This is a genomic window from Kocuria sp. KKT182, assembly GCF_055635395.1.
On record NZ_CM145757.1, the window covers coordinates 1,341,475 to 1,367,157 of the forward strand.

General features: G+C 73.9%; 22 protein-coding genes. 9 read left to right on the forward strand and 13 right to left on the reverse strand.

Annotated features, from left to right (window positions below; all coding sequences use genetic code 11):
• Window positions 1-163: 163 nt before the first annotated feature.
• From ACZ2G1_RS06160 to groES, 4 genes are all read right to left on the reverse strand, one after another.
• Window positions 164-2,266: an acyltransferase family protein gene (locus tag ACZ2G1_RS06160; RefSeq protein WP_368826629.1), complete on the reverse strand. Its 2,103-nt coding sequence runs from the start codon at window positions 2,264-2,266 to the stop codon at window positions 164-166.
• Window positions 2,263-4,332, reverse strand: coding sequence for an acyltransferase family protein (locus ACZ2G1_RS06165; RefSeq protein WP_368826631.1), 2,070 nt, complete (start codon window positions 4,330-4,332; stop codon window positions 2,263-2,265). Before ACZ2G1_RS06165 ends, ACZ2G1_RS06160 begins: the two co-directional genes overlap by 4 nt.
• Window positions 4,333-4,505: 173 nt before the next feature.
• A complete protein-coding gene (gene groL, locus ACZ2G1_RS06170; RefSeq protein ID WP_035924783.1) occupies window positions 4,506-6,113 on the reverse strand; it encodes a chaperonin GroEL in 1,608 nt (535 codons plus the stop codon).
• A 158-nt stretch (window positions 6,114-6,271) separates the two neighbouring features.
• On the reverse strand, window positions 6,272-6,568 hold the full coding sequence (groES, locus tag ACZ2G1_RS06175) for a co-chaperone GroES (protein WP_017834525.1): 297 nt from the start codon (window positions 6,566-6,568) through the stop codon (window positions 6,272-6,274).
• Between the two features lie 431 nt (window positions 6,569-6,999).
• Between groES and ACZ2G1_RS06180 the strand changes: the two genes are divergently transcribed.
• From ACZ2G1_RS06180 to ACZ2G1_RS06210, 7 genes are all read left to right on the forward strand, one after another.
• Window positions 7,000-7,995: a siderophore ABC transporter substrate-binding protein gene (locus ACZ2G1_RS06180; protein ID WP_272026013.1), complete on the forward strand. Its 996-nt coding sequence runs from the start codon at window positions 7,000-7,002 to the stop codon at window positions 7,993-7,995.
• A gap of 81 nt (window positions 7,996-8,076) precedes the next feature.
• On the forward strand, window positions 8,077-9,063 hold the full coding sequence (locus ACZ2G1_RS06185; RefSeq protein ID WP_035924791.1) for an ABC transporter permease: 987 nt from the start codon (window positions 8,077-8,079) through the stop codon (window positions 9,061-9,063).
• Window positions 9,056-10,123, forward strand: coding sequence for an iron chelate uptake ABC transporter family permease subunit (locus ACZ2G1_RS06190; RefSeq protein ID WP_017834522.1), 1,068 nt, complete (start codon window positions 9,056-9,058; stop codon window positions 10,121-10,123). Before ACZ2G1_RS06185 ends, ACZ2G1_RS06190 begins: the two co-directional genes overlap by 8 nt.
• Window positions 10,120-10,875 carry an iron ABC transporter ATP-binding protein gene (locus tag ACZ2G1_RS06195; protein WP_017834521.1) on the forward strand — a complete coding sequence of 252 codons (756 nt, stop codon included), beginning with the start codon at window positions 10,120-10,122 and terminating at the stop codon, window positions 10,873-10,875. Before ACZ2G1_RS06190 ends, ACZ2G1_RS06195 begins: the two co-directional genes overlap by 4 nt.
• A gap of 42 nt (window positions 10,876-10,917) precedes the next feature.
• Complete coding sequence (locus ACZ2G1_RS06200) at window positions 10,918-12,189, forward strand: THUMP-like domain-containing protein (RefSeq protein WP_470377584.1); 1,272 nt, start codon at window positions 10,918-10,920, stop codon at window positions 12,187-12,189.
• A 50-nt stretch (window positions 12,190-12,239) separates the two neighbouring features.
• Window positions 12,240-13,385 (forward strand): glutamate--cysteine ligase, encoded by a 1,146-nt coding sequence (locus ACZ2G1_RS06205; RefSeq protein WP_035924797.1) that lies wholly within the window; start codon window positions 12,240-12,242, stop codon window positions 13,383-13,385.
• A gap of 59 nt (window positions 13,386-13,444) precedes the next feature.
• Window positions 13,445-14,440: a 2-hydroxyacid dehydrogenase gene (locus tag ACZ2G1_RS06210; protein WP_470377585.1), complete on the forward strand. Its 996-nt coding sequence runs from the start codon at window positions 13,445-13,447 to the stop codon at window positions 14,438-14,440.
• Window positions 14,441-14,455: 15 nt separating this feature from the next.
• Here ACZ2G1_RS06210 and tsaD read toward each other — a convergent pair whose 3' ends face one another.
• The 5 genes from tsaD to alr are packed head-to-tail and all read right to left on the reverse strand — an operon-like array spanning window position 14,456 to window position 18,566.
• A complete protein-coding gene (gene tsaD / locus ACZ2G1_RS06215; protein WP_109268105.1) occupies window positions 14,456-15,553 on the reverse strand; it encodes a tRNA (adenosine(37)-N6)-threonylcarbamoyltransferase complex transferase subunit TsaD in 1,098 nt (365 codons plus the stop codon).
• A complete protein-coding gene (gene rimI / locus ACZ2G1_RS06220) occupies window positions 15,550-16,029 on the reverse strand; it encodes a ribosomal protein S18-alanine N-acetyltransferase (RefSeq protein WP_109268253.1) in 480 nt (159 codons plus the stop codon). The genes tsaD and rimI overlap by 4 nt, the downstream gene beginning before the upstream one ends.
• A gap of 32 nt (window positions 16,030-16,061) precedes the next feature.
• Window positions 16,062-16,739, reverse strand: a complete 678-nt coding sequence (gene tsaB / locus ACZ2G1_RS06225) for a tRNA (adenosine(37)-N6)-threonylcarbamoyltransferase complex dimerization subunit type 1 TsaB (RefSeq protein WP_470377586.1) — start codon at window positions 16,737-16,739, stop codon at window positions 16,062-16,064.
• Between the two features lie 40 nt (window positions 16,740-16,779).
• Window positions 16,780-17,319, reverse strand: coding sequence for a tRNA (adenosine(37)-N6)-threonylcarbamoyltransferase complex ATPase subunit type 1 TsaE (gene tsaE, locus ACZ2G1_RS06230; RefSeq protein ID WP_284563481.1), 540 nt, complete (start codon window positions 17,317-17,319; stop codon window positions 16,780-16,782).
• Window positions 17,316-18,566, reverse strand: coding sequence for an alanine racemase (gene alr / locus ACZ2G1_RS06235; RefSeq protein ID WP_081615756.1), 1,251 nt, complete (start codon window positions 18,564-18,566; stop codon window positions 17,316-17,318). Before alr ends, tsaE begins: the two co-directional genes overlap by 4 nt.
• A gap of 61 nt (window positions 18,567-18,627) precedes the next feature.
• Between alr and ACZ2G1_RS06240 the strand changes: the two genes are divergently transcribed.
• Together ACZ2G1_RS06240 and ACZ2G1_RS06245 are read left to right on the forward strand one after the other, a co-directional pair.
• A complete protein-coding gene (locus ACZ2G1_RS06240; RefSeq protein WP_237740437.1) occupies window positions 18,628-19,920 on the forward strand; it encodes a glycosyltransferase in 1,293 nt (430 codons plus the stop codon).
• Window positions 19,917-20,705 carry a phosphatase gene (locus ACZ2G1_RS06245; RefSeq protein ID WP_095650574.1) on the forward strand — a complete coding sequence of 263 codons (789 nt, stop codon included), beginning with the start codon at window positions 19,917-19,919 and terminating at the stop codon, window positions 20,703-20,705. Before ACZ2G1_RS06240 ends, ACZ2G1_RS06245 begins: the two co-directional genes overlap by 4 nt.
• Before the next feature lie 66 nt (window positions 20,706-20,771).
• Here ACZ2G1_RS06245 and ACZ2G1_RS06250 read toward each other — a convergent pair whose 3' ends face one another.
• From ACZ2G1_RS06250 to treZ, 4 genes are all read right to left on the reverse strand, one after another.
• Window positions 20,772-21,857 (reverse strand): inositol-3-phosphate synthase, encoded by a 1,086-nt coding sequence (locus tag ACZ2G1_RS06250; RefSeq protein WP_470377587.1) that lies wholly within the window; start codon window positions 21,855-21,857, stop codon window positions 20,772-20,774.
• A gap of 116 nt (window positions 21,858-21,973) precedes the next feature.
• A complete protein-coding gene (locus ACZ2G1_RS06255) occupies window positions 21,974-22,651 on the reverse strand; it encodes a LysE family translocator (protein ID WP_095650576.1) in 678 nt (225 codons plus the stop codon).
• 19 nt (window positions 22,652-22,670) lie between these two features.
• Complete coding sequence (locus tag ACZ2G1_RS06260; protein ID WP_051063761.1) at window positions 22,671-23,696, reverse strand: aldo/keto reductase; 1,026 nt, start codon at window positions 23,694-23,696, stop codon at window positions 22,671-22,673.
• 107 nt (window positions 23,697-23,803) lie between these two features.
• A complete protein-coding gene (treZ, locus tag ACZ2G1_RS06265) occupies window positions 23,804-25,678 on the reverse strand; it encodes a malto-oligosyltrehalose trehalohydrolase (protein ID WP_095650577.1) in 1,875 nt (624 codons plus the stop codon).
• Between the last annotated feature and the right edge of the window lie 5 nt (window positions 25,679-25,683).

Sequence of the window (25,683 nt, forward strand, 5' to 3'; positions counted from 1 at the left end):
CCGGGAGGGGAGCGGGGGGATGCGGAGCGAGGGTGATGCGGGGCGAGGGGGGCGGGGCCGGGGGCGCCCGTCGCGACCTTATCGCACGACCGGCGCCGCGCGCGGCACCCGGCGCTCCGTCACCGGGCGGCGCCGGGGGCCGGCGGCCGGGGACGGGCGGTCGTCAGGGGCGGAGGCCGTCGGTGGCAAGGGCCTCCCGGAACCGCTCGCCGAAGACCGGGGCGGCGCTCTCGGAGTACACCCGGCTGAGGTGGTCGTCGTCCCAGTACACGTAGACGTTGCCGACGACCGGCGGGCACCGCCCGTCCGGGCAGATCAGGTCGGTGAGGTCCAGGGTCGAGTAGAGCGGCAGCTCGCGGGCGAGCGGGAGCGCGGGATCGGGCGTGCCCACCATGGGGTGCGCGAAGGTGCACCGGGGGTCGTCCTCCCCGTTCGCCACCGCGCACTCGGCCGGCGCCTCCGGGAAGCGGGGGGTGTCGCGGATCCCGACCACGGGGATCCCGCGGTCGGTGAGCTCGCGGATCCGCTGCTCCAGCCCGGGCCGGAGGACCTCCCCCTCCAGGTCGGTGAAGGTCGACTGGACGACGACGAGGTCGGGGTCGGCGGTGCCGATCATCTGCTCGGCGCCCTCGAACCACGCCCGGCAGCTCTCCGAGCCCGGCTGGTCCTCGGCGGCGGCGTAGAAGCAGCCCGGCTGGATCCAGGTCAGCACCCGCCACCGCTCGGCCTCCGCCAGGGGCCGCAGCGCGGGGAGCCAGTGCTGCAGGTGGCTGTTGCCGAGCACGAGCACCGTCCGCTCGGGGGCCTCCTGCGCCACGCTCTCGTGGCAGAAGCGGAGGAGCTCCTCCGGCAGGTCGAGGTCCTCGGGGCAGGCCTCGCCGAGGGAGGCCGGCTGCCTCGGCAGGTCCTCCGGCAGGGGCAGGGTCGGGGCGTCCGGGTCGCCGCGGAACTCGAAGCCGGGCTCGAGGACGGCGGCCCCGGGGTTGTTCCGGACGGCCTCGGCCTGGATCCGCTCGGCACGCCGGTCCTCGAGCTGCTGCCAGGCGAGCACGGGGGCTGTGACCAGGGCGAGACAGAGCACCACGACCCCGGCGAGGCGCCGCTTGTTCTGCTCGGGCCAGGCCCACTTCTTGAACCGGTCCTCGACCAGCCGGGTGGCCAGCACGGCGAGCACCAGGGAGACGACGATGATCACCACCCCCGATCGCGGCCCGGCCATGGGCCGGTCCCGCAGCACGAGGTAGGTGATCAGCACGGGCCAGTGGATCAGGTACAGCGCGTAGGCCGAGTCCCCCAGCCGCACCAGGGGCCGCGAGGCGAGGATCCGGTCCAGTCCGAACGGGGACCCGGAGCGGCCGGCCACGATGATCGCCGCGGCCGAGAGCAGCGGCCACAGCGCGATCCACCCGGGGAACGCCCCCTGCACGTCGACCAGCACCCCCACGGAGACCATGCTGAGCAGCCCGGCCCAGCCCAGGGCCACGCGCGCGGTCCGCGGCGGCCTCAGGTAGGGCAGGGCGAGGGCGAGCAGCGACCCGAGGGCGAACTCCCACAGCCGGGTGCGGGTGTCGAAGTAGGCGAACTCCTGCTGGACGGCCGTGCTGTGCACGGACCAGGCCAGGGAGGCCACGAGCACGGTGCCGAACATCGCGACCAGGACGGGGACCGGCCGGAGGCTCCCCCGCCGCGTGAGCAGCCAGGCGGCGGCGAAGATCAGCGGCCACAGCAGGAACACCTGCCCCTGGACCGACAGGGACCAGAAGTGCTGGAACGGCGAGGCGGTCGAGTGGTCGGCGGCGTAGTAGTCGACGGAGCTCAGCGCGAGCGCCCAGTTCTCCGCGTAGAACACCGAGGCCAGCGCCTCGGTGCGCCACTGCCCGGCGTCGGAGCCGGGGTAGACGGCGGCCACCAGGACGAGGGTGCCGAGGATGGTGAGCACCGCCAGGGGCAGCAGCCGCTTGAACACGTGCAGCCAGTACCGTCCCAGGGCCAGGGGCCGGCCGGCCTCGAGCTTGCGCACGAAGGACAGGGTGAGGAAGAAGGCGGAGATCAGCAGGAACACGTCCACGCCCCCGGAGACCCGGCCGAGGAACACGTGGTAGACCACGACGAGCAGCACCGCGACGAACCGCAGTCCCTGCACCTCGGGGCGGAACCCGGAGTACCGGGCCACCCGCCGGGCCGTGTCCGGCTCGACGCCCCCGGGGCCGTCCGGGGAGGTGGCCCCCGGGTCCGGGCGCGGGGCGCCGGCCTGCACCGTGCTCACGAGGACACCTCCTGGAGGAGCGTGCCGGGGAGCCGGGTCTCGAGGGCCGGCGCCATCGTCCGCGCGTAGGTCCACGTGAGGTGGTGCGGGTCGAAGAAGACGTGCACGTTGCCCACCACGGGACGGCACAGCCCCTCCGGGCAGATGAGGTCGGTGAGGTCGAGCGAGGCGAAGCCGTTCCGGTCCCGGAGGGCGTCGGCCGGGTTGACGGGCGCCAGGACCTGCTCGACGGGCACGCGGCACCGGTCGGCGTCCTGGCCGTGGCGCACGGCGCACTCGTAGGGGTTGAAGTCGAACCGGGGGTTGTCCCGGAAGCCGACGACGTCGATGCCCTGGCCCGTGAGGCGGTCGACCAGCTCCGGGAACCCCCCGACGAGGGCCTCGGCGGGACCGTCCATCCGGGCGGCGTAGGTCGAGGTCGTCATGACCGCGTCCGGGGCGAGCCGCTCCACGTACTCGATCGCCGCGTCGTTGCCCTCGTGGCACGCGTCCCCCTCCGGGCGCACCGCGAAGGCGCAGCCCGGCTGCAGCACGGCGACGAGCTGCCAGTTGCGCTCCTCCGCGAGGGGGATCACCGCGCCCATGAACTGCTCCATGTGGGAGTTGCCGACCACCGCGATCGTCCGCTCGGGGTCCGGCAGGGCCGGGGTCTGGCGGCAGTACTGCTCGAGGACCTCCTGCTCGGGGGCGAACGCCCCGGAGCAGGGCTCGGGCAGCCCGACCCACTCGTCGCCCAGCGCGGAGGCGAGGGGCAGGGTGGGGGCGTCCGGGTCGCCCCGGAACTCGAAGCCCGGGTCCAGCACCGCGGCCCCGGGGTTGTTGCGGGCGGCGTCCTCCGCCAGCGCGGCCGCCCGCCGTGCGTCGGCCTGCTGCCACGCCAGCACCGGCACCGCCACGAGCGCCAGGCTCACCGCCACCGACACGGCCAGCCGCCGCTTGTCCCGCTCCGGCCACGCCCACCGCTGGAACGGGCGCTCCACGAGCTTGGTGGCGGCCACCGCCAGCAGCAGGGAGACCAGGATGATCGCGACCCCCGACCGCGGCCCGGCCACGGGCCGGTCCCGCAGCACCAGGTAGGTGATCAGCAACGGCCAGTGGATGAGGTAGAGCGCGTAGGAGGCGTCCCCCAGCCGCACCAGCGGCCGCGAGGCCAGCAAGCGGTCCAGGCCGAAGGGCGAGCCGGAGTGCCCGGCCACGATGATCGCCGCGGCCGAGAGCAGCGGCCACAGGGCGATCCAGCCGGGGAAGGCCCCCTGCACGTCGATCAGCACCCCGACCGAGACCATGCTGAGCATCCCGGCCCAGCCCAGCACCACCCGCACCGACCGCGGCGGCTTCAGGTACGGCACCGCGAGGGCCAGCAGGGACCCGAGGGCGAACTCCCACAGCCGGGCCCGGGTGTCGAAGTAGGCGAACGCCTGGTCCGTGGCGGTCGTGTGCACCGACCAGGCGAGGGAGACCGCGAGGACCAGCCCGAAGATCACCGCCAGCACCGGCACCGGCCGCCGGCGCCCGCCCCGGCACACGAGCCACGCCGCCCCGAACACCAGCGGCCACAGCAGGAACACCTGCCCCTGCACCGACAGGGACCAGAAGTGCTGGAACGGGGAGGCCGTGGAGTCGTCGGCGGCGTAGTAGTCCACCTCGGCCAGCGCCAGCGCCCAGTTCTCCACGTAGAACACCGAGGCCAGCGCCTCCGTGCGGACCCGGTCGATCCGCGCCTCCGGGAAGAACCACCACGCCAGCACCAGGGTGCCCAGGATCGTGAGCACCGCCAGCGGCAGCAGCCGCTTGAACACGTGCAGCCAGTACCGCCCCAGCGCCAGCGGCCTCCCCGCCTCGAGCTTGCGCACGAAGGACAGGGTCAGGAAGAACGCCGAGATCAGCAGGAAGATGTCCACTCCCCCGGACACCCGGTCCAGGAACACGTGGTAGACCACCACGAGCAGCACGGCGACGAAGCGCAGCCCCTGCACCTCCGGACGGAACCCGGCGTACCGGGCCACCCGCCGGGCCGTGTCCGGCTCGACGCCGGCGGGAGTGCTCTGCGCACCGAGGGTCGTCATGGGCATCTCCTGGGAACACCGTGCCGCCGGGGGCGCGGCAGTGGTCGGACGGACCCCCGCACTCTACCGGAGGCGCCGGGGCGGCCCCCGGAGACGGCGACGGACCCGCCCCACCGGTGGTGGGACGGGTCCGCGGGGCGAGCCGGCTCGGCGCCGGCCGTCAGTGCCGGCCGTCAGTGCTGGTGGCCGTGGCCGTGCCCCTCGTCCTCGGCGGGCTTGTCCGTCACGAGCGTCTCGGTGGTCAGCACGAGCGCCGCGATGGACGCGGCGTTCTGCAGCGCCGAGCGGGTGACCTTGACGGGGTCGATGATGCCGGCGCCGACCATCTCGACGTACTCGCCGGTGGCGGCGTCGTAGCCGTGCCCGGCCTCGAGCTCGGCGACGCGGGAGGCGACCACGGCCCCGTCCTGACCGGCGTTCTGGGCGATCCAGTACAGCGGCTGCCGCAGCGCGCGGCGGACGATGCCGAGCGCGGTCGCGGCGTCCCCGGTGAGCCCGAGGTCGGACTCGTCGAGGACCTTCGCGGCCTGCACGAGGGCGGTGCCGCCGCCGGCGACGATGCCCTCCTCGAGGGCCGCGCGGGTCGCGGAGACGGCGTCCTCGATGCGGTGCTTGCGCTCCTTGGCCTCGACCTCGGTGGCGGCGCCGACCTTGATCACGGAGACCCCGCCGGCCAGGCGGGCGAGCCGCTCCTGGAGCTTCTCGCGGTCCCACTCGGAGTCGGTGCGCTCCACCTCGGCGCGGATCGTGGCGACCCGGTCCTGGATCTCGGCCGGGGTGCCCCCGCCGTCGACCAGGGTGGTGGTGTTCTTGGTGACCGTGACGCGCCGGGCGGTGCCCAGCTGCTCCAGGGTGACCTGGTCGAGGCTGATGCCCAGCTCGCTGGTGATGAGCTGGCCGCCGGTGAGGACGGCGAGGTCCTGCATGATCGCCTTGCGGCGGTCGCCGAAGCCGGGGGCCTTGAGGGCCACGACGTCGAGGGTGCCGCGCAGCCGGTTGACCACGAGGGTGGACAGGGCCTCGCCCTCGACGTCCTCCGCGATGATGGTCAGCGGCTTCTTGGCCTGGAGGACCTTCTCCAGCACGGGCATGAGCTCGGGCACCGAGGAGATCTTGCCCTGGTACAGCAGCACCAGGGAGTTCTCCATGACCGCTTCCTGGCGCTCGGCGTCGGTCACGAAGGACGGGGACAGGTAGCCCTTGTCGAACTGCATGCCCTCGGTGACGTCGAGCTCCACCTCGGTGCTCGAGCCGTCCTCGATCGTGATGACGCCGTCCTTGCCGACGGTCTCGAAGGCCCGGGCGATGAGCTCGCCGATCGCCGGGTCCTGCGCGGAGATGGTCGCCACGTGGGCGACGTTGGTGCCCTCCACCGGGCGGGCGTTCTCGAGCAGGCGCTCGGAGACGGCCTCGACGGCCTTCTCGATGCCGCGCTTGAGGCTCAGCGGGTCGGCGCCGGCGGCCACGTTGCGCAGGCCCTCCTTGACGAGCGCCTGGGCGAGCACGGTGGCGGTGGTGGTGCCGTCGCCGGCGACGTCGTTGGTCTTGGTCGCCACCTCCTTGGCGAGCTGGGCACCGAGGTTCTCGTACGGGTCGTCGAGCTCGACCTCGCGGGCGATGGTCACGCCGTCGTTGGTGATCGTGGGGGCGCCCCACTTCTTGTCGAGCACCACGTTGCGCCCGCGCGGGCCGAGGGTGACCTTGACGGTGTCGGCGAGCTTGTTGACGCCGTTCTCGAGGGACTTGCGGGCGGCGTCGTCGAACGCCAGCTGCTTGGCCATGGGCGAAGAGCTCCTTCTGGGGTGGCTGGGGTCGCCAGCGGGTTTCGGGGTCTGGATCGGCGAAGGGTGCCCGCCGCGGGCCCGCCGGAACAGCGGGGCGTGCGGCGGGCACCCTTCGTCAGGACTGCGCGGTCTGCGCCGGGTCGGTGCGGCCCGGTCTACTTGACGACGACGGCGAGCACGTCGCGGGCCGGGAGGACCAGGTACTCCTCGCCGTTGTACTTGACCTCGGTGCCGCCGTACTTCGAGAAGATCACGACGTCGCCCTCCTGGACGTCGACCGGGATGCGGTTGCCGGAGTCGTCGACACGACCGGGGCCGACCGCCAGGACCTTGCCCTCCTGGGGCTTCTCCTTGGCGGTGTCCGGGATGACGAGACCGGACGCGGTGGTCTGCTCAGCGGCGAGCGGCTGGACGACGATGCGATCCTCGAGAGGCTTGATGGAGACCGACACGATCTCTCCTTGTCTGTAGGGGTGGAAAACGGTGGGCGACCGCGGGCGGAGCCCGCCGTCGAGCTTCGGGCCGATCGGCGCACCGACCGTCGTCGCGGTGCCGGTCGATCGCCTGGCCCTTAGCACCCTCACCCGGAGAGTGCCAAGGCCAACTGTAGGAGCGGGCTGGCAGTCGGTCAAGGCGAGTGCCAGCGCGCCGACCCCCGCGGGAACGTCCGGCGGGAATTAGGTCACGCCCGTGTTCGCCAATGATTTGCCTCACGCCCGCCCGACCCTCTAGGTTGAGCGGTAAGGCAACCCTTACCTCGGCCGAGCAGCGGTGCCCTCCTCGACGTCCCGGCGCATCCGTGCGCAGGTCCGTCGCGCCCATCGGATCCCGCCGGCGTCCGCCACCCCGGAGCACGCCGGCGTCCTCTGCACGAAGGAAGACCATGAACCGCACCCAGCACCCGGCTGCCCTCCTGGCCGTCGCCGGTGTCCTCGCCCTCACCGCCTGCGGCACGGCCCAGGGCGACGAGGCCGCCTCCGCGGAGTCGTCCGCCCCCTCCGCCGCCACGGTCGAGGTCGAGGACAACTACGGCACGCAGACGGTCGAGGCCCCGCCGGCGTCCGTCGTCGCCACCGACAACCGCACCTTCGAGACGCTCGCCGAGTGGGGCGTCGAACTGGCGGCGGCCCCGCGCGCCCTCATGCCGGACACCATCGCCTACGCCGACGACGAGTCCGTCGTCGACCTCGGCAACCACCGCGAGCCCGACCTCGAGGCCGTCGTCGCCGCGGACCCCGACCTCATCGTCAACGGCCAGCGCTTCGCCGACTACCGCGAGGACTTCGCCGACCTGGTGCCGGAGGCCACCATCGTCGAGCTCGACCCGCGGGAGGACGAGCCCTTCGACGAGGAGCTGAAGCGGCAGACCTCCGTCCTGGGCCAGGTCTTCGACCGCGAGGACGAGGCCGAGCAGATCAACGGCGACTTCGACGCGGCGATGCAGCGCGTCGTCGACGGCTACCGGCCCGGCGACACGGTCATGGCCGTCACCGTCTCCGGCGGCGAGATCGGCTTCATCGCCCCGGGCAACGGACGCACCCTGGGCCCGCTGTTCGAGATCTTCGACTTCGCACCGGCCCTCGAGGTCGAGGGCGCCAGCGACGACCACCAGGGCGACGACATCTCCGTGGAGGCGATCGCCGACTCGAACCCCGACTGGATCCTCGTGCTGGACCGCGACGCCGCGATCTCCGCCGAGGACCCGGAGTACACCCCGGCGCAGGAGGTCATCGAGAACGCCGCGGCCCTGCAGAACGTCACCGCGGTGCAGGAGGGCCAGGTCGTCTACATGCCCCGGGACACCTACACCAACGAGGGCATCCAGACCTACACCGAGTTCTTCGACACCCTGGCCGACGCCATGGGCGCGCGGGACTGACCCATCATCCGGACGGCGGTGGCGGCGTCCGCCCCACCACCGCCGTCCGCCGGGCACGAGGCCGGAGGAAGGACTGACCCCATGTCGACGATCGTGTCGAGACCCCCCGCGGCGAGCAAGGGCTCGCTGTTCGACTGGAAGCTGCTGCTCGGTGCGCTCGGCGTCCTCGCGCTGCTGGCCGCGTCCCTCCTCACGGGGGTCTACGACGTCTTCGGCGCCGAGGACGGCGACGAGATGTTCGCGATCACGCGGATCCCCCGCACCATCGCCCTGGTCCTGGCCGGCGCCGCCATGTCCATGTCCGGCCTGGTGATGCAGCTGCTCACGCAGAACCGCTTCGTGGAGCCCACCACCACGGGCACCACCGAGTGGGCGGGGCTCGGGCTGCTGCTCGTCGTGCTCCTGGTGCCCACCGCCACGGTCCTCACCCGGATGCTCGGCGCCGTGACCGCGGCCTTCATCGGGACCATGGTCTTCTTCCTCTTCCTGCGCCGCGTCTCCCTGCGCTCCTCCCTCATCGTGCCCATCGTCGGCATCATGCTGGGCGCGGTGGTCGGGTCCGTCTCGACGTTCCTGGCGCTGCAGACGGACATGCTGCAGAACCTCGGCGTCTGGTTCGCCGGCAGCTTCACCTCGGTGCTGCGCGGTCAGTACGAGGTGCTGTGGATCGTGCTCCTGGTCGGGATCGCGGTGTTCCTCGTGGCGGACCGGCTCACCGTCGCCGGGCTCGGCGAGGACGTCGCCACCAATGTCGGGCTGAACTACCACCGCACCGTCCTGCTCGGGACCGGGCTGATCGCGGTGGCCACCGGCGTCGTCACCGTCGTCGTCGGCAACCTGCCCTTCCTGGGCCTCATCGTGCCGAACATCGTCTCGATGGTCCGCGGCGACGACCTGCGCAGCAACCTGCCGTGGGTGTGCCTGCTCGGCATCGCCATCGTGACGCTGTGCGACCTCATCGGAAGGATCATCATCATGCCGTTCGAGATCCCCGTGTCCGTGATCCTCGGGATCGTCGGCGCCGTGGTGTTCGTCTGCCTGCTCCTGAGGCAGCGTCGTCGTGTCTGAGGCCGTGCTCAGCACTCCCGCACCCGCACCGGCCGCGGCGCCGGCGGCCCCCGCCGCACGGGGCCGCGCCGGGGCCTTCCCCACCCCGCGGGCCCGGCGGCGGTACTGGACGGTCGTCGCCGTGCTGGCCCTCGCCTCCGCGGGCTTCGCCTTCGGCCTGCTGGCCTGGGACAACCCGATGCCGGTCGGCTCGGACGGCTTCTGGCGGATCGCGGACCGCCGGGTGACGAGCGTGGTCATCATGGCGGTCGTGGCCTTCTGCCAGGCGATCGCGACCGTGAGCTTCCAGACGGCCACGAACAACCGGATCATCACCCCGTCGATCATGGGCTTCGAGTCCCTCTACGTGGCGATCCAGACGTCCACGGTGTACTTCCTGGGCGCCGCGGGGATCCTCGTCCTGCAGGGCGTGCCGCAGTTCCTGCTGCAGGTCGCCCTCATGGTCGCGCTCTCCCTCGCGCTCTACGGCTGGCTGCTCTCCGGCCGGTACGGGAACCTGCAGGTGATGCTGCTCGTGGGCATCATCATCGGCGGGGGCCTCGGCTCCGTCTCGACCTTCATGCAGCGTCTGCTGTCCCCCAGCGAGTTCGACGTGCTCTCCGCCCGGCTGTTCGGCTCCGTGACGAACGCCCAGGCCGACTACCTGCCGGTGGCCGTCCCGCTGTGCCTGCTGGCCGGCGGCGCCCTGTGGCTGAGGTCCTCGCGCCTGAACGTGGTCGCCCTCGGACGGGACGTGAGCCTGAACCTCGGCCTGCGGCACCGCGCCGAGATCATGGGCACCCTCTTCCTCGTCTCCGTCCTGATGGCCGTCTCCACCGCCCTGGTGGGCCCCATGACGTTCCTCGGCTTCCTGGTGGCGACGCTCGCCTACCAGTTCGCCGACACGTACGACCACCGCCACCTCTTCCCCGTGGCGGTCCTCACCGGGTTCCTCGTCCTGACGGGCGCCTACTTCGTCCTGAACCACGTCTTCTACGCCCAGGGCGTCGTCTCGATCATCATCGAGCTCGTCGGCGGCTCCGTCTTCCTCTACGTCATCCTCCGAAAGGGCCGGCTGTGATCACCCTGACCAACGTGCGCAAGGACTACGGCGGTGAGGTCACGGTCGGACCCGTCGACCTCGAGATCCCGTCGGCCGGCATGACCGCCCTGGTCGGCCCCAACGGGGCGGGCAAGTCCACGCTGCTGACGATGATCGGACGCCTGCTCGGCCTCGACGACGGCAGCATCGACATCGCCGGCTACGACGTGGCCCGGACCCGGTCCAAGGACCTCGCCCGGATCGTCTCCGTCCTGCGCCAGGAGAACCACTACATCACCCGGCTCACCGTGCGGCAGCTGGTGGGCTTCGGCCGCTTCCCCCACAGCCGCGGCCGGCTCACCGCCGTGGACGACGAGATCATCGGCAGGTACATCGACTTCCTCGGCCTGGCGCCGCTGGAGCACCGCTATCTCGACCAGCTGTCGGGCGGCCAGCGCCAGCGCGCGTACGTCGCCATGGTTCTCGCCCAGGAGACCGACCACGTGCTGCTGGACGAGCCCCTCAACAACCTCGACATGCGGCACGCCGTGTCGATGATGCAGCACCTGCGGCGGGCCTGCGACGAGATGGGGCGCACCATCGTCATCGTGCTCCACGACATCAACTTCGCCAGCCACTACGCGGACCGGATCTGCGCCGTCAAGGACGGCCGGGTCGCCGAGTTCGGCGAGCCGCACGAGATCATGGACGGCGCGGTCCTCACCCGGGTCTTCGAGACCCCGGTGACCGTCATCGACGGCCCCCGGGGCCGTCTCGCCGCGTTCTACTGACCGGTGCCCGCCCGGACGGGCGGGGGCGGATAGGGTGGACCGATGCAGAACGAGGCGACCGACATCGCACCCCTGCTCACCGCCGACGGGAGTCGCCTGCTGGAGGCCGTGGGCCCCTACGACGCCGACGACGCCCTGGGGGCCGCGACCCGCCTGCGCGCCGCGGGGCACGATCCCCGGCTCGTCTCCGCGGTGCTCACCCAGGCCCGGCTCCGCGCCAGGGCGCGGGAGAAGTTCGGCGACTTCGCCGACCGCATGCTCTTCACCCGGGCCGGCCTCGAGCAGGCCACCCGGCTGCGGGTGGCCGCCCTGCACGCCCGGCGCTTCGCCGACGCGGACCTGGTGCACGTGGCCGACCTCGGCTGCGGCATCGGCGCGGACGCGCTCGCGCTGGCCTCCCTGGACCGCCGGGTCACCGCCGTGGAGCTCGACGAGACCACGGCCGCGGTGGCCACGCTCAACCTCCTCCCCTTCCCCGAGGCCACGGTGCTGCAGGCCGACGTCGAGCGGCTGGACCTCGCCGCCCTGCCCGGCGGACCGCCGGACGGGGTGTGGCTGGACCCGGCCCGGCGCACCACGTCGTCGTCGGGCACCCGCCGGATCTTCGACCCCGAGGCGTTCTCCCCGCCCCTGTCCTTCGTCGAGGCGCTGGCCGGGCGCGGCCTGCCCGTCGGGGTGAAGCTGGGGCCGGGCATCCCGCACGAGGCGGTCCCCGCCGGGTGCGAGGCGCAGTGGGTCTCCGACCGGGGCGACGTGGTCGAGGCCGTGCTGTGGTTCAACGCGGTGGCCCGCCCCGGCGTGCGGCGGGCGGCGCTCGTGCTCTCCGAGCACGGGTCCGCGGAGCTCACCAGCCCCGAGGACCACGACCCCGCCCACGCCGACGCCGTGGTCGGCCCCGTGGGCGCGTACCTCTACGAACCGGACGGCGCGGTGATCCGGGCGGGGCTCGTCACGGACCTCGCCCGGCAGCTGGGCGCGCGGCTGATCCACCCCCGGATCGCCTACCTCACCTCCGACGAGCTCGTGCGCACCCCGCTGGCCCGGGCGTACCGCGTCCGGGAGGTGCTGCCGCACACCGTCAAGGTGCTCAAGCGGTGGGTCCGGGAGCACGAGGTCGGCACGCTCGAGATCAAGAAGCGCGGCACGGACGTCACCCCGGAGGAGCTGCGCCGCCGGCTCGCGCCGAAGGGCCCCGGACGGGCCACGCTCGTGGTCACCCGGACGGCCCCGGGCCCCGGCCCGGGAGGCCCGGGGCGGGGCGGCGCGGGCCCCGCGGAGCAGCGCGTCGTGATCGTCGTGGAAACCGTAGACTGATGGCTCCGCGGGCCGACCGGCCCGCCCCCAGAGCACGGAGGACCTGCCGCGTGGAGATCTCGTTCGCCCGCTCCCACCAGTCGACGCTGGGCGTCGAGTGGGAGATCGCCCTCGTGGACGGCACCACCGGGGATCTCGTCCCCCGGGGCCGGGAGACGTTCGAGGCCGTCCTGGACGCCCACCCCGCCTGGGGCACGGACGGCGACCACCCGCACCTGACCGGGGAGTTCCTGCTCAACACCGTCGAGCTGGTCACCGGGGTGTGCCGGGACGTCGCCCACTCCACCGAGCAGCTGTCCACCATGCTGGACGAGATCCGCAAGGTCACCGACCCGCAGGGCCTCGAGGTCTTCGCCGCCGGCACCCACCCGTTCGCCCGCTGGCAGGACCAGCAGGTCACCGACAAGCAGCGCTACCACAAGCTCGTGGACCGCACCCAGTACTGGGGCCGGCAGATGGTCATCTACGGGGTGCACGTGCACGTGGGCCTCGACTCCCGGGCGAAGGCGCTGCCCGTGCTGGACGGGCTGCTGACCTACTACCCGCACCTGCTGGCGCTGTCCGCGAACTCGCCCTTCTGGGCGGGCGAGGACACCGGCTACGCGTCCCAGCGCTCCATGATCTTCCAGCAGCTGTCCACGGCGGGGCTGCCGTACCACTTCCCGTCCTGGGACGCCTACGAGCAGTGCATCACGGACATGATCGCCACCGGCATCATCGAGGAGATGAGCGAGGCCCGCTGGGACGTGCGCCCCGTGCCCCGGCTGGGCACCGACGAGGTGCGCTTCTGCGACGGGCTCTCGACCCTGTGGGAGGTCGGGGCGCTCACGGCGCTCACCCAGTGCCTCGCGGAGTCCATCTCCCGGGACGTGGAGGCGGGCCGGCCCCCCGCCCGCCTGAAGCCCTGGCACATCCAGGAGAACAAGTGGCGCGCCGCCCGCTACGGCCTCGACGCCGAGGTCATCACCGACCCGCGCAACGTCGAGCGGGACCTGCGCACGGACCTGACCGCGCTGCTCGACCGGCTGGAGCCCGTGGCCGCGCAGCTGGGCTGCTCCCGGGAGCTCGCCGACGTGGAGCGGATCCTGGAGCAGGGCGCCGGCTACCAGCGCCAGCGCGCGGTCGCCCGGGCCCACGACGGGGACCTGCACGCCGTCGCCCTCGACATCGTCCGCCGCACCCGGGAGAACGACTGACCCGCCCGCCCGGCACGCCCCGCTGGACGCGGGGACCTGTTCGTCCCTAGGTTGCAGGCATGACGAACACGACCGGCACCGGCCCGGACCCCTCCGCCCGCCACGCCCCGCAGGACCACGGGGTGCTGCAGCTCAGCGCCCTGCACCCCCTGCTGGAGGAGGCGCTGGCCGCCGAGTTCTCCGCCCTGCGCCTGCCCGAGGACCCCGCCGAGCAGGACCGCTTCCTCGAGCGGCACGCCGGCGACGTCAGGGTGGCGGTCGGCTCCGGGCGCACCGGCGTGGGCGCGGACCTGATGCGGCGGCTGCCCCGGCTCGAGGCCGTCGTCCACTTCGGCGTGGGCTACGACGGCACGGACGCCGCCGGGGCCGCCGCGCGCGGCATCGTGATGAGCAACACCCCCGACGTCCTGACCGACGCCGTGGCGGACACCGCGCTGGCCCTCTACCTGGACGTGCTGCGCCGCTTCTCCGCGGCGGACCGCTACGTCCGGCGCGGGCAGTGGGAAAGCACGGGGAACTTCCCGCTGGGCCGGCACGCCTCCGGACGGCGGGTGGGCGTGCTGGGCCTCGGCAGGATCGGCCGGGCGGTCGCCGTCCGGCTGGAGGCGCTGGGCTGCGAGATCCACTACCACAACCGGCGCCCGGCCACCGGCAGCGGATACGCCTACCACGGGTCCGCGGCGGAGCTGGCGGCCGCCGTCGACGTGCTCGTGGTCGCCGTCCCCGGCGGCCCGGACTCCGCCGGGACGGTCGGCGCGGAGGTGCTGGACGCCCTCGGCCCGGACGGGTTCCTCGTCAACGTCGCCCGCGGCTCGGTCGTCGACGAGCGGGCCCTGGTGGCGGCGCTGCAGGAGGGCCGGCTCGGCGGGGCCGGCCTGGACGTCTTCGCCGACGAGCCCCGGGTGCCGGCCGCCCTGCGCGAGCTCGACACGGTGGTGCTCCTGCCGCACGTGGGCAGCGCGACCGTGGAGACCCGGCGGGAGATGGCCGAGCTCACCCTGCGCAACCTCCGCAGCTGGCTGGCCGACGGCACCCTGGTCACCCCCGTGCCGTGAGCGGCCCCGGCCGGCTCAGACGGAGACGGTGGTGACCGGCAGCGAGGAGTCGGCGGCGAAGTCCAGCCCGGAGGGCGCACGGCCCTCGGCCACGACCCGGGCGGCCAGCGCGGCGACCATCGCCCCGTTGTCCGTGCACAGCGGCAGCCGGGGGATCACCAGTTCGATCCCGTGCGCGGCGCAGCGCTCGGCGGTGAGCTCGCGCAGCCGGGAGTTCGCGGCCACTCCCCCGCCGAGCAGCAGCGTCCCGAGCCCCTGCTCGGTGCACGCGAGCACGGCCTTGCGGGTGACCACGTCGGCCACCGACTCCTGGAAGGACGCCGCGACGTCGGCGACCGGCACCGGCTCGCCCCGCGCCTCGTAGCCCTCGACGACCCGGGCCACGGCGGTCTTGAGCCCGGAGAAGGAGAAGTCGTAGCGGTGCGGGCCGGGCCGCTCGGCGGAGCCCATGTACTTGCCCGCGCTCAGCCCGCGGGGCAGGCGGAAGGCGGTGGGGTCCCCGTCCCGGGCGGCGGCGTCGATGGCCGGGCCGCCGGGGTAGTCGAGGCCCAGGACGCGGGCCACCTTGTCGTAGGCCTCACCGGCCGCGTCGTCGATCGTGGCCCCGAGCAGGCGCACGTCCCGGGAGAGGTCCTCGACGGCGAGGATCTCGGTGTGCCCCCCGGAGACCAGCAGCGCCCCGAGGCCGGGCGGCAGCCCGTCGTCGAAGTCGCCCTGGAAGCCTTCGACCCCGGAGTCCTCGAGCAGGCCCACGCTGACGTGCGCCACGAGGTGGTTGATCGCGTAGAGGGGCTTGCCCGTGGCCACGGCGAGGGCCTTCGCGGCGGCCGTGCCCACCATCAGGGCCCCGGCCAGGCCGGGTCCGGAGGTCACCGCGAGCGCGTCGAGGTCCGCCAGGCCCACGCCCGCCCGGTCCAGGGCCTCGCGCAGGGCGGGGACGATCGCGTCGAGGTGGGCGCGGGAGGCGATCTCGGGGATCACGCCGCCGAAGCGCACGTGCTCGTCCATCGAGGAGGACACCACGTTGGCGAGCAGGGTGCGTCCCCGGACGATGCCCACGCCGGTCTCGTCGCACGAGGACTCGATGCCCAGCACGAGGGGTCCGTCGGTCATGGGGTCTCCTCCGTCGGGGCGGCCGGGGTGTCGGTGGCGGCCGGGGTGTCGGTTCCGGTGAGGTCGAGGCGCATGATCAGCGCGTCGGCGCCGTCCCGGTAGTAGCGGGGGCGGGTGTGGATCTGTTCGTAGCCGAAGCGGCGGTAGAGCTGCTGGGCGCGCGGGTTGTCGGCGCGGACCTCGAGCAGCACCTCGGTGGCCCCGAGCTCCCGGGCCTGCGCGTGCAGGGCGCGCAGCAGGGCGGAGCCGATCCCGCGGCCCTCGTGCTCGGGGACCACCGCGATGGTCTGCACGTCGCCCACGGGGCGGAGGCACATGAGCCCCGCGTAGCCGACGATCACGCCGTCCTGCTCGGCGACCCAGTACCAGCACACGGGCTGGGCGAGCTCCGCGAAGAACATCTCGAGCGGCCAGGCGTCGACCGGGAAGAGCCGCCGCTCGAGCGCGTGCACCGCCGCGACGTCCGCGGGGACCATCCGGCGCAGCGTCCAGGAGCCGGGGGCGGGGCTCACGCGCCCGCCCGCTTCCGGGGGCCGGGGACCTTCGCGTCGGACTCGCGCAGGTACAGGGGGGTCGTGTCCGGGGACAGCGCCTCCCCGCGGGCCGTGCGGCGCGCGGCGGCGAGGCCCAGGGACGACGCCGTGGGCTGCGCCGCGGCGAACTCCGGCACGGGCCGGGCCAGCCGGTCCGCGTAGATCCCCGCCCCGCGGCCGTAGGCGGGCAGCTCCGGGAGCTGCTCGGCGGCGGCCACGCCGGGGCCCCCGGTGCGCCGCGGGCCGTCCTCGGCCGCGGCGTACCGGGCCCAGTAGACCTCCCGGCGCCGGGCGTCGGTGAGCACGAGGAACTCCTCGTCCCCGGCCGCCCGGGCGGGCCCGGCCGCGTCCTGGGCGAGGGCCTCGAGGCTCATGAGACCGTGCAGCGGCACGTCCCACGCGAAGGCGAGCGCCCGCGCCGTCGCGATCCCCGCGCGCAGGCCGGTGAAGGGCCCGGGGCCGGTGCCGACGAGGACCCCGTCGAGGTCGGCGCCGGTGACGCCGCGGCCGGCCAGCAGGTCGCGGACCGCGGGGGCCAGGACCTCGGCGTGAGAGCGGGTGTCCGGGCTCGCGTAGGAGCCGAGGACCTCGCCCGCACCGGTGACGAGGGCGGCGGAGGCGACGGCGGAGGAGTCCAGGCACAGGAGGAGCACCCGACCAGTGTAGTGCCCGCCCCCGGGGGCGCCTCCCGGCTCAGTCGAGCCGCGGGGGCCCGTCCGCCCAGCGCGGACCGATCCCCGTGAGGGTGATGCGGCGGGGCTCGTCGTTCTCGTCCGGGTCCTCGTCCCCGGCCGCGCCGGAGACGAGGGGGTCGGTACCCACGGCGCGCTCCAGCACGATCTCGAGGCGGGAGTCGGCCAGGTGCTCGACCTTCCCGGCCCCCCACTCGACCACGGTGACGGCGGTGTCGGCCGTGTCCTCCAGGTCGATGTCGTCGACCTCCGCCGCGGAGCCCAGCCGGTAGGCGTCGACGTGCACCAGGTCCGGGCCGCCGGGCCGGGGACCGTCCGGGACGTTGGGGTGCCGGCGGACCAGCACGAACGTGGGCGAGATGATCCCCGCGCGCACCCCCAGGCCCCGGCCCAGCCCCTGGGTGAACGTGGTCTTGCCCGCGCCGAGCTCGCCGGTGAGGACCAGCAGGTCCCCGGCGCGCAGCTGGGCGCCCAGACGCTCGGCCAGGGCCTGGGTGCGCCCGGGCCCGTCCACGGTCACGGTCCGGGTCCACTCGCTCATGCCTGCTCCTCCGCCGCGCCCGCCGGGCCCTCCGCGGCGTGCAGGTGCACCCGGGGCACGCGGGGCGAGACGCGGGTGACGATCTCGTAGTTGATGGTGCCGGCGGCGTCCGCCCACGCGCTCGCCGAGGGGTTCTCCCCCGCCCCGAACAGCACGGCCTCCGCCCCGAGCAGCCCGTGCTCGGGGGCGGAGCGTCCCGGCGCGCCGAGGTCGACCACGATCTGGTCCATCGCGACCCGGCCGACCTCCGGGTAGGTGCGGCCCTGGATCCGCACGGGTCCGCCGGTGCCGGAGCGCGGGACGCCGTCCGCGTAGCCGAGCGGGACGAGCGCCAGGGTGGTGGGGCGGTCGGTGACGTAGCTCAGCCCGTAGGAGACGCCCTGGCCCGCCGGCACCTCCTTGACCGCGCTGACCGTGCTCCGCAGCGTCATGGCGGGCACGAGACCGAGCTGCTCCGGGGTGCGGTCCGCGAACGGGGAGAGCCCGTAGAGGGACACCCCCACCCGGACCATGTCCAGGAGCATGTCCCCGGGGCGCTCGAGCCCGGCGGCGGAGAGGAGACCGGGCGAGTTCGCCGCGTGCCGCAGCCCGGGCCGGAGCCCGGCGGCCCGCGCCGTGGCCACGGCCGCGCGGAAGCGCTCGAGCTGCTCCCGGGTCTCGGGCCGGGACGGCTCGTCGGCGACGGCGAGGTGGGTGAAGACGCCGACCACCCGCACGAGCCCCTCGGTCTCGGCCTGCGCGGCGGCCCGCACGAGCTCGGGCCAGAGGGCCTCCGGCGCGCCGTTGCGGCCCAGGCCGGTGTCGATCTTGAGGTGGATCCGGGCGGTGGTCCCGAGCGCGCGGGCGGCCGCGGCGATCGGGGCGAGCTCCCAGCCGCTGACGCCCAGCTCGACGTCGGCGGCGAGCGCCGCCCGGAAGTCGGTGTCGACGGTGTGCAGCCACGCGAGCACGGGCGCCCCGATCCCCGCGGCGCGCAGGGCGAGGGCCTCGCCGACGTGGGCGACGCCCAGGGCGTGGGCGCCGGCCTCGAGGGCCGCCCGGGCCACGGGCACCGCACCGTGGCCGTAGGCGTCGGCCTTGACCACGGCCATGAGCCGGGCGGGGGCGGCGAGGTCACGGAGCCGGCGCACGTTGGCGCGGACGGCGGCGAGGTCGACCACGGCGCTGCGCTCGCAGCGGGGCGGAGGGGGGAGGGCGGATCCGGACGGGGCGGCCGGGACGGGGTCTGGACGGTTCACGGCTCCCATTGTGGCACCGCCGCCCCCGGGCCCGGACCGGGTCCCCGGGCCCGGCGGCTAGAGTTGAGCCGTGTCCGCCGCGCCCCGCCACGTCCTGCTGATCAGCCTGCACACCTGTCCCCTCGAGCAACCGGGGTCGGGGGATGCGGGCGGGATGAACGTCTACGTGCGCCACCTCGCCGAGGCCCTCGTGGACGCCGGCCACACCGTGGACATGGCCACCCTCGACCGGGGCCGCGGCGCCCCGGCCGTCGCCGGCGTGCGGCGCACCCGCATCCGCGAGGGGCTGCGGCTGCTCACCGTCTCGCTGCCGGGTGCCGCCGGGGCGAGCAAGGAGGACCTGCCCGGGTTCACCGCGGCCTTCGCGGAGGTGCTCCGCGCGGAGGCCGACCGGCCCGACGTCGTGCACGCCCACTACTGGCTCTCCGGTGCCGCGGGCCGGGAGCTCGCCGACGGCTGGGGCGTCCCCCTCGTCCTGACCCTGCACACCACGGCGCTCGGGAAGAACCTGCGCGCCCGGACCGGGGAGGGCCTCGAGCCGGCCTCCCGCGCCGAGGCCGAGGCCGGGCTGATCGCCCGGGCCGAGGCCACGGTGGTGAACACCCGGACCGAGGCGCTGCAGATGATCGAGCTCTACGACGCCGACGCGGGGCGCCTGACCGTGATCACCCCCGGAGTCGACCTCTCGGCCTTCTCCCCGGACCCCGCCCCCGGCGAGCCGCGCCGCGCCGACGAGCCGCCCCCCGGCTCACCGGGGCGCCCGCTGCGGATCCTGTTCGCCGGGCGCCTGCAGGCGCTCAAGGGCCCGCACGTCCTCGTCGACGCGCTCGCGCGGATCCGGCGGACCGACCCGGGCCTGCCCGTGGAGCTGGACGTCGTGGGGGTCGGCACCCGGGGCTTCACGGCCGCGCTCCGGGAGCGCGTGCGGGAGCTGGGGCTGGAGGACGTCGTGCGCTTCGGGCCCGCCCTGCCGGCCCCGCAGCTCGCCGCCCGGATGCGCCGGGCCGACGTCGTGGCCGTCCCCTCCTCCTCCGAGACGTTCGGCCTCGTGGCCCTGGAGGCGCAGGCCTGCGGCACGCCGGTGCTCGCCACGGACGTGGACGGGCTGCGCACCGCGGTGCTCGACGGGCTCACCGGCCGGCTCGTGCCCGACCGCGACCCCGGCTCGTGGGCGCGGGCCGTGGTCGAGCTCGCCGGCGACCCGGCCGCCCTGGAGCGCATGGGCCGGGCCGCCGCCCGGCGCGCCGAGGGCCACTCCTGGGACCGCACCGCCCTGGCCACCGCGGAGGTCTACGCCCGGGTCCGCGCCCGGGCGGGGGTACGCGACGGTAGCGGCCGGCGCCTGAATACACTCGAACGGTGACGACCTCCCCCCTCTCCCCCGCAGACCTCGCCCGCCACCTCGACGACCACCGCATCACCGGAGCGGTGGCGACCTCCCGGGAGGCGAACCTGCGCAACATCCAGGGCTTCCTCGACGGCGACCAGCACCAGCACATGGGCGTGGTGCGCACCCGGGAGTGGAGCTTCGACGACGTGTTCGCGCTGATGCGCGACCGCGTCGGCATCTCCCCCGACCGGGCCCACGCCGAGGGCCAGGACACGATCTCCGCGGAGCTGGCCGTCGCCGGGCTGGAACGCTACGCGCGGGTCCTCGGCGAGGTGGTCGCCGCCGGCGGGCGCGTGCTCTTCGCCACCGGCCACCCGGCCGGCCTGTTCCCGGTCTACGCGCAGCTGGCCCGGGTGGCCCGCCGCGCCGGGGCGCACGTGGTGCAGGTCCCGGACGGCTTCCCGTTCGAGGACGGCGACGTCCGGCAGATCGAGAGCGTCGTGATGGTCGAGCAGTACGGCGGGCTGCGGCACACCCACTTCCCCGGGCCGATGTCCCTGACCCTGGAGAAGCTGCGCCGGGACGGGCAGAACCCGCCCGACCTCGTGGTCGCCGACCACGGCCTCGCCGGGGCGGCCGGGTCCCGGGGGCTGCGGACCATCGCGGTCGCCGACTGCAACGACCCGGGCGTGTTCGTGGCGGAGGCGCAGGGCCAGGTCGAGGTCGCCGTGCCGCTCGACGACAACCTCCCGCCGCGCGTCTACGAACCGGTCACGGCGTTCGTGCTCCACCGCGCCGGACTCGCGGACTACCTCTGAGGCCCCGGAGCACGGGACCCCCGCACCGTTCCCGGTGCGGGGGTCCCGTGCTCGGGAGCTGCGGGCTCAGCGCTCGCGGTCGCCGCGGATGAAGGCCTCCAGGTTAGTCCTCGCCACGTCGTCGGGCAGCTGCTCGGCCGGGGACTTCATGAAGTACGCCGACGCGGAGGTGAGCGGGCCCCCGATCCCGCGGTCCGCCCCGATCTTCGCGGCCCGGATCGCGTCGATGATCACCCCGGCCGAGTTCGGGGAGTCCCACACCTCCAGCTTGTACTCCAGGGAGATCGGGGCGTTGCCGAAGCCGTGGCCCTCCAGGCGCACGAAGGCGAACTTGCGGTCCTCCAGCCACGGCACGTGGTCCGAGGGCCCGATGTGCACGTCGCGCGTGCCGAACTCCCGCTGGACGTTGGAGGTCACCGCCTGGGTCTTGGAGATCTTCTTGGACTCCAGCCGGGTGCGCTCGAGCATGTTCATGAAGTCCATGTTCCCGCCCACGTTGAGCTGATACGTCCGGTCCAGCACGTAGCCGCGGTCCTCGAACAGCTTCGCCAGCACCCGGTGGGTGATCGTCGCCCCGATCTGGGACTTGATGTCGTCGCCCACGATCGGCACTCCGGCGTCGGTGAACTTCTGTGCCCACTCGTCGGTGGAGGCGATGAACACGGGCAGCGCGTTGACGAAGGCCACCCCGGCGTCGATCGCGGCCTGGGCGTAGAACCGGTCGGCCTCCTCCGAGCCCACCGGCAGGTAGGACACCAGCACGTCCACCTGCGCGTCCTTCAGGGCCTGGGCCACGTCCACGGGCTCGACGGCCGACTCCTGGACCATCTCCCGGTAGTAGGATCCGAGTCCGTCCAGGGTGGGCCCGCGCTGGACGGTGACCCCGGTGTGCGGGACGTCGGCGAAGACCAGGGTGTTGTTCTCCCCGGCGCCGATCGCCTCGGAGAGGTCGTACCCGACCTTGGCGGCGTCGACGTCGAAGGCGGCCACGAACTCGATGTCGGACACGTGGTAGTCGCCGAAGACCACGTGCATCAGCCCCGGCACGGTGGCGGCCGGGTCGGCGTCGGCGTAGAAGTGCACGCCCTGGATCAGTGAGGAGGCGCAGTTGCCGACACCGGCGACGGCCACGCGAATGGGATAATGGGACACGGGACTCCTTTGTCTGGTCGTCTGGGTCCCGTCCCCGGCGCCCGGCCGGGCAGGACCCAGCGCTCCAGTCTAGTGCCCGCCGCGGGCGGGTTCGGCCCCGGGGCCGGCCGGCGGGCTCACAGCGCACTGAGCAGCAGGCCGAGGGCCAGCACGAGGAACAGCACGCCGGCGGCGAGCTCCACGGCCGCCCCGTGCCGCCGGAAGCCCGCGGCCAGCCGCTCGACCGAGCCGACCCACGCGACCGCGGTGAACCAGGCGAGGCCCACGGCCACGAGCAGCGCGAAGACCAGGGCCGCCTCCCACCACAGCGCGCCCACGGGGACCACGTTGGCGAACAGCGCCACGAAGAAGATGATGGCCTTCGCGTTCGAGAGGTTCGTCACGAGTCCGAGCACGAAGGCCCGGCCGGGGGTGACGGAGCGCCCCGGCGGGGCCTGCGGCTCCCCCGGGACGCTGCCGGGCCCTCCGCCCGCCGCGCTCGGCACCCGGTCCGGCACGGCCCGGGCGGCGAGACCCGCCCGGATCCCGCTCACGCCCAGCCAGCCGAGGAACAGCGCCCCGGCCACCTGGATCAGTCGCTGGAGCGTGTCCGCCTGGCCGATCAGGACGGTCACCCCGGTGAGGGAGAGCGTGATCCACACGAGGTTGCCGGTCATCACCCCCACCGCGGTGAGCACGCCGGCTGCCCGGGAGCCCAGCGACGCGTTGCGCAGGATCACCAGGACGTCCGGGCCGGGGGCGACGATCCCTGCGATCCACAGCCCGAGCAGGGCGAGGTACTGCGAGGCCTCCACGGCTACCGGGCCCCGCCGCTCACGCGGTCTTGGAGTCGCGGGCGCCCGCCCAGATGTTGATGTCGGAGTCCGTGGCCAGCCGGTCGATCGACTCCAGCTCCTCCGGGGTGAAGGAGAGGTGGTGCACGGCGCCCACGCTGTCCTCGAGCTGCTGCGGCGAGGACGCGCCGACGAGCGCGGTGGTGACCTGGCCGTCCGCCTGCTCGCGCAGCACCCACGCGATCGCCATCTGGGCCAGGCTCTGCCCGCGGGCGGCGGCGATCTCGTGCAGACCGCGGACCTTCTCCAGGGTCGTGCCGGTCAGCCACTCCGGGTTCAGGGACTTCTCCGCGGCGGCCCGGGAGCCCTCCGGGACGCCGTCCAGGTACCGGTCCGTGAGCATGCCCTGGGCCAGGGGGGAGAACACGATCGAGCCCATCCCCGTCTCCGTCAGGGCGCCCAGCAGGGAGGTCCCCGACGGTCCGGGGGACTCGATCCACCGGTTGAGCATCGAGTAGGACGGCTGGTGGATCAGCAGCGGCGTGCCCAGCTCCCGCATGATCTGCTGGGCGCGCAGGGTCAGCTCGGCGTTGTAGGAGGAGATCCCCACGTACAGGGCCCGCCCGGAGCGCACGATGTGGTCGAGGGCCCGCATCGTCTCCTCGAGCGGGGTGTCCGGGTCCGGGCGGTGGTGGTAGAAGATGTCCACGTGGTCCAGGCCCATCCGTTGCAGGGACTGGTCCAGGGAGGACACGAGGTACTTCCGGGAGCCGCCGAAGTGGTACGGGCCCGGGCCCATGGTCCAGCCGGCCTTGGAGGAGATCACGAGCTCGTCCCGGTACGGCGCGAGGTCCTGCGCCAGGATCCGCCCGAAGTTCAGTTCCGCGGCGCCGGCCGGCGGGCCGTAGTTGTTGGCGAGATCGAAGTGGGTCACGCCGAGGTCGAAGGCCCGGCGCAGCGTGGCGCGCTGGGTGGCGAGCGGCTTGTCGTCGCCGAAGTTGTGCCACAGCCCGAGCGAGATCACGGGCAGCTTCAGCCCGGAGTCGCCCACGCGGCGGAAGGGCATGGTCTCGTAGCGGTCGTCGGCCGGGAGGTAGGGGACGTCGGGTCCGTAGGTGCGCACGGGGGCCTTTCGAGGGTCGGGGAGGTCGTTCGGTGGACGGCGGAGAGGGCTCAGTAGCGCACCACGGCGGCGCCGTGGGCGGGCAGCGCGGCGACGCCGCCGCCGCCGGAGCCCGCGGTCAGCGACACGTCGCCGGAGCGGTAGAGCACCTCGGCGTCCGGGCGGCCGGGGAAGGGCACCTGCGCGGGCCCGGCGCCGAAGTTCAGCAGCACCGCGACCCCGTGGTCGGAGCCCGGGGCCGTGGCACGGCGCAGCACGAACCAGCGGGCGTCCTCGTCGAGGTCGGTGCCGATCGTGTCGAAGCGCGGGTCGGTGAGCTCGGGCACGGCGCGCCGCAGCGCGATGAGCTCGCGGTAGGCGCTCAGCACCCGGGCGTGGTCGTCCCGGCCGAGCTCGTCCCAGTCGAGCTTCGAGTTCGTGAACGTGCTCGGGTCCTGGGGGTCCGGGACCGTGTCCTCGTCCCAGCCCATGGACGCGAACTCCGCCTTGCGGCCCTTGGCCACGGCCTCCCCGAGCTCGGGCTCGGGGTGGGCGGTGAAGAACTGCCACGGCGTGGACGCGCCCCACTCCTCCCCCATGAACAGCATAGGGGTGAACGGCTGGGTGAGGAGCAGTGCGGCGCCCAGCACGAGCTGGTCCGGCGTGAGGCTCGCGCTGATCCGGTCCCCCGCGGCGCGGTTGCCGATCTGGTCGTGGTTCTGGATGCACGTGACGAACTGCCACGGGCGCACCCGCTGCTTGTCGACCGGCCGCCCGTGGTGGCGGCCGCGGAACACCGACATGGTGCCGTCGTGGTAGAACGCGTCCCGCATCACCTTGTCGAGGGTGCCGAGGGCGGCGAAGTCGGCGTAGTAGCCCTGCGTCTCCCCGGTCAGGGCGACGTGCGCGGCGTGGTGGAAGTCGTCGAGCCACTGCCCGGTCATGCCGAGGCCGTGGGCCGTGGTCGGCGTGATCATCCGGTGGTCGTTGAGGTCGGACTCCGCGACGGTGAACAGGGGCTTGCCGGTCTCCACGCCCACGCGCTCCACGAGCTCGGCGATCTCCTCGAGGATGTGCACGGCCCGGTGGTCCTGCAGGGCGTGCACCGCGTCGAGGCGGAACCCGTCCACGTGGTAGTCGCGCAGCCACATCTCGACGTTGTCGAGGATGTAGTCCCGCACGCCGTCCGAGCCCCAGCCGTCGAGGTTGATGAGGTCGCCCCAGGTGCTGGAGCCGGGCTTGAAGTAGTCGGCGAACAGGGGCAGGTAGTTCCCGGACGGGCCCAGGTGGTTGTAGACGACGTCCTGGATCACGCCGATCCCGCGCTGGTGGCACGCGTCCACGAAGCGCTGGTAGGCCGCGGGCCCGCCGTAGGACTCGTCCACGGTGTACCAGAGGACACCGTCGTAGCCCCAGTTGTGCTCGCCGTTGAAGCCGTTGACGGGCAGCAGCTCCACGAAGTCCACGCCGAGCTCCACGAGGTGGTCGAGCCGCTCGACCGCCGAGTCGAGGGTGCCCTCCGGGGTGAACGTGCCGGGGTGCAGCTCGTAGACGACGGACCCGGCCAGGGTCCGCCCGGTCCACGCGGCGTCCCCCCACCGGTGCGCGGAGGGCTCGAACGTGCAGGAGAGGTCGTGCACGCCCTGCGGCTGGCGGCGGGAGCGCGGGTCCGGCAGGACCTCGGAGACCTGCGAGCGCTCCTGCGCCGTGCCCTCGTCGAAGGTCTTGCCCAGGAGGTAGCCGTAGCGCACGGTGCCCTCGGGGACGTCCGCGCCGTCGGGCAGGGTCCACCAGCCGTCGCGGCGTGCCGCCGTGCCCGCCGGGGAGTCCTCGGGCAGGTCCGCGGCGGGGATCATGTCGTGGTCGTCGCCCTCGATCCGCACGGTCACCGTCCTGGCGTGCGGGGCCCAGACGTCGAAGCGGTTCAGGTGCTCGCGGGTGTTCATGGGGC

Excerpts from the sequence above, each read along its gene's own strand:
- ACZ2G1_RS06180 (WP_272026013.1), top strand. The coding sequence starts at position 7,000 with ATGAACCGCACCCAGCACCCGGCTGCCCTCCTGGCCGTCGCCGGTGTC.
- alr (WP_081615756.1), bottom strand. The coding sequence starts at position 18,566 with ATGGGAGCCGTGAACCGTCCAGACCCCGTCCCGGCCGCCCCGTCCGGA.
- treZ (WP_095650577.1), bottom strand. The coding sequence starts at position 25,678 with ATGAACACCCGCGAGCACCTGAACCGCTTCGACGTCTGGGCCCCGCAC.
- ACZ2G1_RS06210 (WP_470377585.1), top strand. The coding sequence starts at position 13,445 with ATGACGAACACGACCGGCACCGGCCCGGACCCCTCCGCCCGCCACGCC.
- groL (WP_035924783.1), bottom strand. The coding sequence starts at position 6,113 with ATGGCCAAGCAGCTGGCGTTCGACGACGCCGCCCGCAAGTCCCTCGAG.
- tsaE (WP_284563481.1), bottom strand. The coding sequence starts at position 17,319 with ATGAGCGAGTGGACCCGGACCGTGACCGTGGACGGGCCCGGGCGCACC.
- ACZ2G1_RS06165 (WP_368826631.1), bottom strand. The coding sequence starts at position 4,332 with ATGACGACCCTCGGTGCGCAGAGCACTCCCGCCGGCGTCGAGCCGGAC.
- ACZ2G1_RS06200 (WP_470377584.1), top strand. The coding sequence starts at position 10,918 with ATGCAGAACGAGGCGACCGACATCGCACCCCTGCTCACCGCCGACGGG.
- ACZ2G1_RS06260 (WP_051063761.1), bottom strand. The coding sequence starts at position 23,696 with ATGCCCTTCCGCCGCGTGGGCGACTCCGGGCTGAAGCTGCCCGTGATC.
- tsaD (WP_109268105.1), bottom strand. The coding sequence starts at position 15,553 with ATGACCGACGGACCCCTCGTGCTGGGCATCGAGTCCTCGTGCGACGAG.
- rimI (WP_109268253.1), bottom strand. The coding sequence starts at position 16,029 with ATGGTCCCCGCGGACGTCGCGGCGGTGCACGCGCTCGAGCGGCGGCTC.
- ACZ2G1_RS06185 (WP_035924791.1), top strand. The coding sequence starts at position 8,077 with ATGTCGACGATCGTGTCGAGACCCCCCGCGGCGAGCAAGGGCTCGCTG.